This is a genomic window from Streptomyces sp. URMC 123 (genome assembly GCF_051386515.1).
Lineage (GTDB): Bacteria > Actinomycetota > Actinomycetes > Streptomycetales > Streptomycetaceae > Streptomyces.
The window spans coordinates 1-9,857 of record NZ_JBPQTV010000241.1 but is presented as its reverse complement, the minus strand read 5'-3'; the positions used below and the strand labels follow the sequence as shown (position 1 = coordinate 9,857).

Sequence of the window (9,857 nt, the reverse complement as noted above, 5' to 3'; positions counted from 1 at the left end):
CTCCCTGGGGGCGGGGGCGAAGCCCCCCGCGCGGGTCTGGGGGGGGATGCCGCCGGGGGTGGGTTCCGCCGGTGGGGTCGCGCGGACCCCACCGGTCGCGTGGAGCCATTCCAGGACGTTGAGCAATTGGACCGGGCTCTCGACGAACGCGAGGGTCCCCGCTCCCTGGCGCGGGCCCGCCGGCCCGTCTGCTTCGCTGCGCACCGCGTGCACCTCGCACCTCGCGTTCTCGCCGGACGGCTGGGGGTGGGAGACGGCCGGTCAGACCGTCGCCGGTGCCGCCGGCGCGCGGTCGGCGGACTCCGCCTCCGCCTGCGCGACCACGCCGGCCACCCGGCGGAGCTTCCGCATGGGCCCCAGCTCGCTCTCGTAGACCTTCTTCCGGCCGTCGCCGAGCGACTGCTCGATGATGCGGATGTCGCGGACCAGCCGCTGAAGCCCCTGGGGCTCGACGGACGCGGCCTGGTCGGAGCCCCACATCGCGCGGTCGAGGGTGATGTGCCGCTCGACGAAGACCGCGCCGAGGGCCACCGCGGCGAGGGTGGTCTGGAGCCCGGTCTCGTGCCCGGAGTAGCCGATCGGCACGTTCGGGTACTCCGCCTGGAGCGTGTTGATCACCCGCAGGTTGAGCTCCTCGGCCCGGGCCGGGTACGTCGACGTGGCGTGGCAGAGCAGGATGTTGTCGCTGCCGAGGACCTCGACCGCGTGCCGGATCTGCCGGGGGGTGGACATGCCGGTGGAGAGGATCACCGTACGGCCGGTGGCGCGCAGCGCCCGCAGCAGGTCGTCGTCGGTGAGCGAGGCGGAGGCGACCTTGTGGGCGGGCACGTCGAACTTCTCCAGGAAGGCGACGGACTCGACGTCCCAGGGCGAGGCGAACCAGGCGATGCCCCGCTTGCGGCAGTGCTCGTCGATGCTGCGGTACTCCGCCTCGCCGAATTCGACCCGATGGCGGTAGTCGATGTAGGTCATCCGGCCCCAGGGGGTGTCGCGCTCGATCTCCCACTGGTCGCGCGGCGTGCAGATCTCGGGCGTGCGCTTCTGGAACTTCACGGCGTCGCAGCCGGCGTCGGCGGCGGCGTCGATGAGGGCGAAGGCGTTCTCCAGATCGCCGTTGTGGTTGATGCCGATCTCGCCGGTGATGTAGACCGGCCGGCCCGGGCCGGCGACCTTGTCACCGAGGGTGCGCAGACGGGGGGTGGTGCTCATGTGGGCAAGTCCTTCTGTCAGAGGGAGGGGCCGAGAATCCAGGAGGCGATCTCGCGGATGGCGCCGCTGCCGCCGCGGGTGGCGGTGACGGCGCGGGCCGCGCCCCGCACCACGTCGTGCGCGCCGGCGACCGCGACCGGCCAGCCGACGAGGCCGAAGCAGGGCAGGTCGTTCACGTCGTTGCCGACGTAGAGCACGCGTTCGGGGGCGATGTTCTTCTCCTCGCACCACTGCTTGAGGGCGAGGTCCTTGCGCTCCACGCCGTGCAGGACGGGGACCCGGAGCTTGCCGGCGCGGGCGGCGACGACCGGGTTGACCTCGGTGGACAGGATCAGCAGTTCGAGCTCGGCGCGGCGCAGGGCGGCGATGCCGAGCCCGTCGCCGCGGTGCACGGACACGACCTCGCGCCCGTCGGCGTCGATGAACACCCGGTCGTCGGTCTGCGTCCCGTCGAAGTCGAGGACGACCGCGTCGATGTCCGCGCGGGTGGGGAGCGCGCCGGGGCGCGGCGCGTCGAGCAGGGGCGCGAGGGCCCGGGCGCGCGCCAGGTCGTGCGGGTCGTCGACCTCCAGCACCCGGGCCGGGTCGGTCCGTACGAGCTCGGTGCGGCCGAAGAAGCGGTGTCCGGCCGTACGGAACCCGGCCGCGTCCATGGCGTAGGCGGCGCCGGTCTCCAGGAAGTCCTGCGGCCGGTCCTGGCGGCGCGGCCGGTAGGACTTGTCGTGGTTGACGCCGTGGCCGCCGGTGGGCCGGCCGGCCGGGTCGTCGTCGCCCTCGCGCCAGACGAAGCCGTGGAAGGGCGCGACGGTCAGCGCGCTGTCGGCGCCGCCCTCGACCACGGCGGCGGCGACGGCGTCGATGTCCTCGCGGGTGAGGAAGGGGCTGGTGCACTGGACGAGCAGCACCGTGTCGACCCGGGCGCCGTGGATGGCCTCGTGGGTGTCCATGGCGTGCAGGACGGCGGCCTCGCTGGTGGCGGTGTCGCCCGCGATGGCGGGCGGCCGCTGCACCACGTCGGCGCCGGCGCCCCGGGCGGCGGCGGCGATCGCGGCGTCGTCGGTGGAGACCACGACGTCGGTGACGAGCCGGCCGGCGAGGCACTCGCGCACGGCGCGGACCACGAGCGGCACCCCTCCGACGGGGGCGAGGTTCTTGGCGGGGACGCCCTTCGACCCGCCTCTGGCGGGGATGACGGCCAGCACGGTCGGCGGCATGGAGGCTCCTTCGATGGTTCGGGGGGCGGACCGCGGTCGCGGCGGTACGGCCCTGGGCGGGGCCGGCGCCGGCGGCCCGGCGGCCGTCACAGCTCCCCCATGCGGCGGATGACCGGGGCCACCCGCTGCACGCCGTGGCGGTAGGCGCCGCGCGCCAGGTCCCGTACGGCGCCGCGCACGAACCGCCGTACGCCGGAGGTGCCCTCGCCGCCGGCGGCCGAGGCGTGGGGTTCTCCGGTCGGCAGCAGGCCGTACCGGGCGAGCACCCCGGGCAGATAGCCGGGCGCGGTGGCGGTGGTGTAGTAGGGGGCGAGGGGCGGGAGGCGGTCGGCGGCGCGCAGTTCGGCGACCCGCTCGCGGGCGGTGTCGAAGGCCGTCTCGTACGGCCCGTCGGCCACGACGCCCTGCCGGCCGAGCCAGTACGCGTCCGGCTCGGGCAGCGCGCCGGCGTCGAGGTCGTCCCAGGAGGCGAGGCAGCCGGAGCCGAGGAAGTGGTGGTTGCCGAGGGACTCGCGCACGCCGAGGTCGGTGAGGACGGCGGTGGGGATGCGCCGGTGCAGCGCTTCGAGGGCGGCGGTGGAGCTGACGGTGACCAGCAGGTCGGTGCGGTCCAGGACGTCGCTCATGTGCCCGTAGACCAGGCGGCAGTTGTCGGGGAGGCCGCCGGGCAGCCGGGCGGCGAGCTTCTGGTAGGGCAGTTCCTCGACGTGGGTGGTGTGTTCGCCGGGCCTGCTGCGCAGTTTGACGAGCACCTCGTGGCCGGGGTGGCGGCGGGCGTGCTGGACGACGCGCTTGAGGAGGTAGGTGCGGTCGGCGCGGCTGTCGGGCACGGAGGGCTGGGCGGCGAAGACGACGGTGTGCGGGCGGCCTTCGCGGGTGGCCTTGTCGTAGCGCTCGCCGCCGAGGAAGGGCAGGGCGCACTCGACGACGCTGCCGGCGCCCGCGCCGACGCCGCGGTAGACCTCGCGGAAGCGGTCGGCGTCGTGGCGGGAGTTGGCGAGCACGACATCGGCGCCGTGGCGCAGCAGCAGGCCGTCGGCGAGCTTCTCGTAGACGACGCCGACGTAGCCGGTGACGACGACGGGCCGGCGGGCGCGGCCGCGCCACTGGTGGGCGAGGCCGTGCAGCATGGCCTGGACGGCGCCGCCGACGAGGGCGAGCACGACCACGTCGTAGGAGGGGCCCGGGGCGCCCATGGTGCGCAGGAACTCGGCCGCGGTCACCTCGCGCAGGGAGTCCGCCCGCACGCCCACCTCGTCGAGCTGGCGCGGGGTGGGGGTGGCCCGGCCGCGCAACAGACAACCGTCCAGGGTGGCGCCCGATACGATGCGGTTCGCTGTGAGTGCTCCCCATTTCCATCGGGTATCGGAATCGGCGAGCACGGCGACCCGTGGACTTCTGCTGGTACTTAGTGGCACGGCGAAGACGCTAGAAAGGCATTCCGATTCGCGGCCCAACGCCACCGCAACAAAGGGTTAACAGCATGTCGACGTATGGCGAATGAGCCTATGAGCAGCACCGGTTAACCATTCCGCCATTCTTCGTTCACTTCCGAGTGGCGCGCAGGACAAGACGAATGCCGGACGGACACCTACTGTCACCCGGGTGGTCAAGCTCTCCGTCATCGTGCCGTTCTTCAACGTGCAGACATACGCGCCCGACACCTTGCGAAGTCTCCGGGCGAACGCGAGATCGGATTTCGAATTCATTCTCGTCGACGACTGTTCGACCGACGGGACACCGGACGTCCTGGCGCGCGCGGAGCGCGAACTGCCGGGCGCCGTCCTGGTGCGGCACGAGCGCAACGGCGGGCTGGCCACCGCCCGCAACACCGGCATCGCGGCGGCCCGCGGCGAGTACCTCACCTTCCTCGACGGGGACGACTGGCTCGCCCCCGGGTACTACCCGCAACTGGTGGCCGCAATCGAGGAGTTGGGGTGCGACTTCGTCCGCACCGACCATGTGCAGTGCACCGGCCGCGCCCGCACGGTGCACCGGGTGCCGCACGGCCGCCGGGGCGTCGTGCTGCGCCCGCGCGAGGTGATCCTGCCGGCCGACCGCTCGACCTCCGTCGACTATCCGTACGCCTGGGCCGGGATCTACCACCGGCGGCTGGTCGACAACGGCCTGCTGCATTTCCGGCACGGGCTGCGCACCGCCGAGGACCGGCCGTGGATCTGGCGATTGCACCGGGAGGCGGAATCCTTCGCCGCCGTGGGATTGCTGGGCGTCTACTACCGCCGGGGCGTCGCCACCTCCCTGACGCAGATCGGGGACGTACGCCAGCTCGATTTCATTCGCGCATTCGACCAGGTGATCGAGGAAACGTCGACCGACCCGGAGGCCGATCTCCTGCTCCCCAAGGCCGTGCGCACATATTGTGCGATTATTTCTCACCATCTCGGCAATATGGAGAGGTTCGAACCGTCCGTGGCTCGTAAATTGCGTTCGATGAGCGCCGCCGCCCTGAAGCGAATGCCTCAGGATGTGCTCCGGGACGCGCTGGATTCCATGGACGCCTCACGGGCGTCCCGGCTGCGCCGGCTGCGCCGCCGCCCGGTCGCCGCGGAGGTGGCCGCCTGATGTCCGCCCCGCACCGCCGCCGCACCCAGATCTTCTGCGCCTCGACGCTCTACGGCGTGGCGACGCTCGCCGCCGCCCTGGACGCCGGCCGCTTCGAACCCGCCGACCGGCGACTGCTGCTGATCAGCAACAACGCCGCCATCCCGGAGACCACACCGGGCCCGGACGAGGCCCCGGGCTTCGACCGGCTGCGCGAGCGCTTCGACCGGGTGCTGTCCTGGAACGAGACCATCAGCCCCTTCCACCCCGGCGGCTGGTCGCCGCGCCCGGACGACGTGCCGCTGTGGGAGCGGCACCTGCGGCTGCTGTGGGACCTCGGCGAGGACGAGGTGACCCTCGCCGTCGAGTCCATCCAGGTCAACCCGTCGCTCGCGCTGGCCCAGCTGTTCCCCGAGGCCCCCGTCGACGTCTACGCCGACGGCCTGATGAGCTACGGCCCCACCCGCAACAAGCTCGACCCGCTGGTCGGCACCCGCATCCGGCGGCTGCTCCACCTCGACCTCGTGCCCGGGCTGCGGCCGCTGCTGCTCACCGAGTTCGGCGTCGAGCCGGAGACCGTGCCCACCGAGGCGTTCACCGACGTCCTCGGCGAACTGGCCAAGGCCGACACCACCGCGCTCCCCGAGCTCGCCGAACCCGCCCTGCTGCTCGGCCAGTACCTCTCCGCCCTCGACATCCTCTCCGCCGAGGAGGAGGAGAGGCTGCACGTGCGGATGCTGCGCGGCGCCGTCGGCCTGGGCCACCGCAGGATCGTCTTCAAGCCGCACCCCACCGCCCCGGCCCGCTGGTCGCGGATGCTGGAGAAGGAGGCGGAGGCGCTCGGCGCCGAACTGGCCGTGCTGGACTCCCCCGTCCTCGCCGAGGTGCTCTACCAGCGGCTGCGCCCCGCGCTCGTCGTCGGCTGCTTCTCCACCGCGCTGCTGACCGCCGGCGCGTTCTACGGCCTGCCCACCGCCCGGACCGGCACGGATCTGCTGCTGGAGCGGCTGAGCCCGTACCAGAACAGCAACCGGGTGCCGGTGACCATCGTGGACGCGCTGCTGCCGGAGGTCACCGACCGGGCCGCCGTCGAGGGCTGGTCCCCGCCCACCGAGGAGGTCGTCGGCGGCCGGCTCACCGGACTGCTCACGGCCGTCGGCTACGCCATGCAGTCGCAGATCTATCCCGGGCTCCGCCCCGCCGCCGAGCGGTTTCTCGCCGCCCATCTCGACCAGCACACCTGGCGGTACTTCAAGCGCCGCCGGCTCACCTCGCTGGCGCTGCCCGGGGCCATCCCCTCCCAGCTGGCCTTTCTGCCGCGCAACGCCACCGTGCGCCGGGTGGCCCGCCGGGCGCGCGCCGTGCGGCGCCGCATCGTCCGCAAGAAGGCCGCGTTCGGATGAGCGGCGCCCGGACCACGCTGCCCGCGCCGCCGCCGGGGACCGCCGACGGCGCGCCCCGGCCGCGTACCGGAGCCGTCGCGCGCGCCGGCCGCGGCCCGTCGCCCCCCCGGCTGCGGGCCCTCGACGGACTGCGGCTGATAGCCGCGCTGATGGTCGCCCTCTACCACTTCGGCGGCCGCGACGGCGAGATCTCCCGCGCGTGGGGCACCTCCCCCGCCGAGCAGTTCCCGCTGGCCTCCCAGGTGTTCGCCTACGGCTGCCTGGGCGTGCAGATCTTCTTCGTCATCAGCGGGTTCGTGATCTGCATGAGCGGCTGGGGGCGGCCGCTGCGCTCCTTCTTCGCCTCCCGGGTGGCCCGGCTCTACCCCGCCTACTGGGTGGCGGTGGCCCTGGTCACGGCGGTGTTCGCGCTGCCGTGGGTGGTGTTCGAGGCGGTGTCGCCCAGCGACGCGCTGCTCAACCTCACCATGCTGCAACAGCCGTTGGGCGCCGACCGGGTGCTCGGCGTGTGCTGGACGCTCTGGGCGGAGCTGCGGTTCTACGCCCTCTTCGCGCTCTTCGTGGTGCTGCCCGGCGCCTCCCGCCAGCGGGTGGTGCTCTTCTGCGCGGTCTGGACGCTGGCCGCGGCGGTGGCCGAGGCGGCGAACCGGCGGCTGCTCGACATCGTGCTGATGCCGGAGTACGCGCCGTACTTCATCGGCGGCATCGGGCTGTACCTGGTGCACCGCAACCGCCGCGACCTCACGGCCTGGGGCATCGTGACCGCCTCGTATCTGATCGGCCAGCACTACGCGGTGGCGCGGCTGTGGCACCCGCCGAACCCCGCGTTCTTCTCCTACCGGCCCTCGCTCGGCATCGTCGCCGTGATCACCGCGGGGTTCGTGGCCGTGGGCGCGATCGCCCTGGGGTACGCGCGCTGGGCGAACTGGCGGTGGCTGACCGTGGCCGGGGCGCTCACCTATCCGTTCTACCTGATCCACGAGCACCTGGGGTGGGTGGTCGTCGGGGTGCTCCACCGCTCGCTCGGCCTGCCCGCGTGGCCCGTGCTGGCCCTGGCGATCGCCGGTCTGCTGGCCCTGGCCTGGCTGATCCACCGCCTGGTGGAGCGGCCCCTGACCCCGCGCCTGCGCGACGGCCTCGCCGGCCGTGGGCCCGGTACGGGGACGGGGCCGGGGCCGGGGGCGGGGCCCGGTGCCCGGGGTCTCAGGGCGTGGGGCCCGAGGCCGGGACCGCCGGCGGGCTGAGGGTGTGCTCGATGCCGGCGATGACCACGCGCAGACCGGTCTCGAAGCGGGACTCGTAGTCGGTGAAGAGGGCCGCGCCGGCCCGCGCCGCGATCGAGTGGTCGGCGCCGATGCGGGCGGCGCGCTCGCCGATGTCGTAGTTGGGGTCCCGCTGTCCGGGGAGCGGGTGGACCGACTGCTCCTCGATCACGAAGCCGATCGTGAAGGAGTAGGCGGTGAAGTGCGCCTGCACCGCGGCCTCCAGTGAGAAGCCGGCGGCCATCAGGGCGCGGAAGTACCGGTCCTGGGAACCGGAGTGGCCGGTGTCGGTGAGCCGGGTGCCGCTGAAGACCTTGGCGCCGTCGCGGTAGCCGAGCAGGGTGGCGCGCAGCGCGCGGCAGCTGCCGAGTATCAGGTCCTGCCAGGAGGGGGCGGGCTCGGCCCCGCCCTCCCCGGCGAGCATCCGCCGGAGCATCTCCGTGGCCATCTCGTCCAGCAGCTCCTGCTTGTTCTTGAAGTGCCAGTAGAGCGCGGGCGCCTGGACGTCGAGCTCACTGGCGATGCGGCGCAGGGTGAGCCCGTCCAGCCCTACGTCGTTCAGCAGTCGAAGGGCGGTGTCCACCACCTGCGTTCGGTCCAGTCGCGTCGCCATCCGGTCATTCTCCCACTTGACAATTTAATACCGTTAAGCAGACCCTCTACAGCATGGCACTTAACGGCGTTAAGCACTACGTGGACGTGCTGATCATCGGCGCGGGGCCGACCGGCCTCACGCTCGCCTGCGACCTGGCGAGGCGCGGCATACCGGCGCTGGTGATCGAGCAGGCGGAGCGGCTCTTCCCCGGCTCGCGGGGCAAGGGGCTCCAGCCCCGGACGCAGGAGGTCTTCGACGACCTCGGGATCATCGAGGCCGCGCTCGCGGCCGGCGCCCCGTATCCGCGCATGCGGCGCTGGGAGGACGGCGAGCCCCGCGGCGACTGGGACCTGCTGGAACGCTTCCCCGCCACCGAACACGCCCCGTACGCCGAGCCGCTGATGGTCCCTCAGTGGCGCACCCAGGCGATCCTCCACGAACGGCTGCGCGAGCTGGGCGGCTCGGTCGTCTTCGGCGAGCGGCTCGTGGGGCTGTGCCAGGACGAGGAGGGGGTGGAGGCGCGGCTGGCCTCGGGGCGGACGGTGCGCGCGGCGTATCTGGTGGGCACCGACGGCGGGCGCAGCACGGTCCGCCAGGAGGTGGGCATCCCCATGACGGGCGAGACCGTCGACCCGCACCCGATGCTGGTGGCCGACGTCCGGCTGACGGGCCTGGACCGGGACCGCTGGCACGTCTTCCCCAAGGCGCGGGGCGGCGGCTTCGCGCTCTGCCCGCTCGCCGGCACGGACCACTTCCAGCTCCAGGCGCAGTACGAGCGGCCGGACGCCCGCCCGGACACCTCGGTGGAGGGGGTGCGCCGGCTGGTCGCCGAGCGCACGCACCTGTCGGCCGCCGATGTGCTGGAGGTGCTGTGGGCCTCGGAGTTCCGGGCCCGCGCGGCCATGGCCGACCGCTTCCGCTCCGGGCGGGTCTTCCTGGCCGGGGACGCCGCGCACATCCACTCCCCGGTGGGCGGCCAGGGGCTCAACACCAGCGTGCAGGACGCGTACAACCTGGGCTGGAAGCTCGGGCACGTGCTGCGGTACGGGGCGAGCGACGCGCTGCTCGACTCGTACGAGGAGGAACGGCTGCCGGTGGCGGCCCAGGTGCTCGGCATCAGCACCGAACTCCACCGGGCGGCGCGGCTGACCGACGACTCCCCCGCGACCCGGCGCGGGGTGCGCACCCGCCAGCTCGACCTGGGCTACCGCGGCTCCTCGCTGGCGATGGAGCGGCGCCGGGAGGTGCCCGAGGACGGGCTGCGGGCGGGGGACCGGGCACCCGACGCGCTGCTCTCCGGTGGGAGCGGCGGCCCGGCCCGGCTGTTCGACCTCTTCCGGGGCCCGCACTTCACGCTGCTGGCCTTCGGTGACGCCCCGCTGCCGGCGCCGAACGGCGACTGGCTGCGGGCCCATCGGATACCCGCGACGGCCCGCGGCGCGCACGGGGCGTACGCCGATCACGGGCTGTTCCTGGTCCGCCCGGACGGCTATGTCGGGCTGGCCACGACCGAGCTCGCCGACCTCGCGGCGTACGGGCCGCTGACGGCCGCGGGGGCGGCGGCGCGGGGCGCGGGGGCCTGACGGCGGCGGGCGGGGTGACGGCGGCGGGC

At 73.5% G+C, this 9,857-nt stretch carries 8 protein-coding genes and 1 pseudogene; 4 read left to right on the top strand and 5 right to left on the bottom strand.

The features are described 5' to 3' along the window. The 4 genes and pseudogenes from ACSNOD_RS23240 to ACSNOD_RS23225 all read right to left on the bottom strand — a co-directional run. Positions 1-204: pseudogene (locus ACSNOD_RS23240) on the bottom strand (hypothetical protein); the annotation flags it as partial. A 57-nt stretch (positions 205-261) separates the two neighbouring features. Beyond that, positions 262-1,209 carry an N-acetylneuraminate synthase family protein gene (locus ACSNOD_RS23235; protein ID WP_436768965.1) on the bottom strand — a complete coding sequence of 316 codons (948 nt, stop codon included), beginning with the start codon at positions 1,207-1,209 and terminating at the stop codon, positions 262-264. Between the two features lie 17 nt (positions 1,210-1,226). After that, the gene (locus tag ACSNOD_RS23230) at positions 1,227-2,423 is read right to left on the bottom strand and encodes a cytidylyltransferase domain-containing protein (RefSeq protein WP_436768964.1); all 1,197 of its coding nucleotides are present in this window, start codon (positions 2,421-2,423) and stop codon (positions 1,227-1,229) included. Positions 2,424-2,509: 86 nt separating this feature from the next. Then, entirely contained in the window at positions 2,510-3,805 is a 1,296-nt protein-coding gene (locus ACSNOD_RS23225) for a DUF6716 putative glycosyltransferase (protein WP_436768966.1), read from the bottom strand. A 223-nt stretch (positions 3,806-4,028) separates the two neighbouring features. Between ACSNOD_RS23225 and ACSNOD_RS23220 the strand changes: the two genes are divergently transcribed. The 3 genes from ACSNOD_RS23220 to ACSNOD_RS23210 are packed head-to-tail and all read left to right on the top strand — an operon-like array spanning position 4,029 to position 7,632. Beyond that, a complete protein-coding gene (locus ACSNOD_RS23220; protein WP_436768963.1) occupies positions 4,029-5,006 on the top strand; it encodes a glycosyltransferase family 2 protein in 978 nt (325 codons plus the stop codon). Beyond that, on the top strand, positions 5,006-6,388 hold the full coding sequence (locus ACSNOD_RS23215) for an alpha-2,8-polysialyltransferase family protein (protein ID WP_436768962.1): 1,383 nt from the start codon (positions 5,006-5,008) through the stop codon (positions 6,386-6,388). Before ACSNOD_RS23220 ends, ACSNOD_RS23215 begins: the two co-directional genes overlap by 1 nt. Beyond that, entirely contained in the window at positions 6,385-7,632 is a 1,248-nt protein-coding gene (locus tag ACSNOD_RS23210; RefSeq protein ID WP_436768961.1) for an acyltransferase family protein, read from the top strand. Before ACSNOD_RS23215 ends, ACSNOD_RS23210 begins: the two co-directional genes overlap by 4 nt. On the opposite strand, the gene ACSNOD_RS23205 is transcribed toward ACSNOD_RS23210, so the two are convergent. After that, entirely contained in the window at positions 7,592-8,263 is a 672-nt protein-coding gene (locus tag ACSNOD_RS23205) for a TetR/AcrR family transcriptional regulator C-terminal domain-containing protein (protein WP_436768960.1), read from the bottom strand. The two genes, ACSNOD_RS23210 and ACSNOD_RS23205, sit on opposite strands and share 41 nt — an antisense overlap. A 53-nt stretch (positions 8,264-8,316) precedes the next feature. On the opposite strand from ACSNOD_RS23205, the gene ACSNOD_RS23200 reads away from it, so the two are divergent. Continuing rightward, a complete protein-coding gene (locus ACSNOD_RS23200) occupies positions 8,317-9,828 on the top strand; it encodes an FAD-dependent monooxygenase (RefSeq protein ID WP_436768959.1) in 1,512 nt (503 codons plus the stop codon). The last annotated feature ends 29 nt before the right edge of the window (positions 9,829-9,857 follow it).

Bases quoted from the DNA above. Each gene is read 5' to 3' on its own strand.
- ACSNOD_RS23235 (WP_436768965.1), bottom strand. From the start codon at position 1,209: ATGAGCACCACCCCCCGTCTGCGCACCCTCGGTGACAAGGTCGCCGGC.
- ACSNOD_RS23230 (WP_436768964.1), bottom strand. From the start codon at position 2,423: ATGCCGCCGACCGTGCTGGCCGTCATCCCCGCCAGAGGCGGGTCGAAG.
- ACSNOD_RS23215 (WP_436768962.1), top strand. From the start codon at position 5,006: ATGTCCGCCCCGCACCGCCGCCGCACCCAGATCTTCTGCGCCTCGACG.
- ACSNOD_RS23210 (WP_436768961.1), top strand. From the start codon at position 6,385: ATGAGCGGCGCCCGGACCACGCTGCCCGCGCCGCCGCCGGGGACCGCC.
- ACSNOD_RS23205 (WP_436768960.1), bottom strand. From the start codon at position 8,263: ATGGCGACGCGACTGGACCGAACGCAGGTGGTGGACACCGCCCTTCGA.
- ACSNOD_RS23200 (WP_436768959.1), top strand. From the start codon at position 8,317: ATGGCACTTAACGGCGTTAAGCACTACGTGGACGTGCTGATCATCGGC.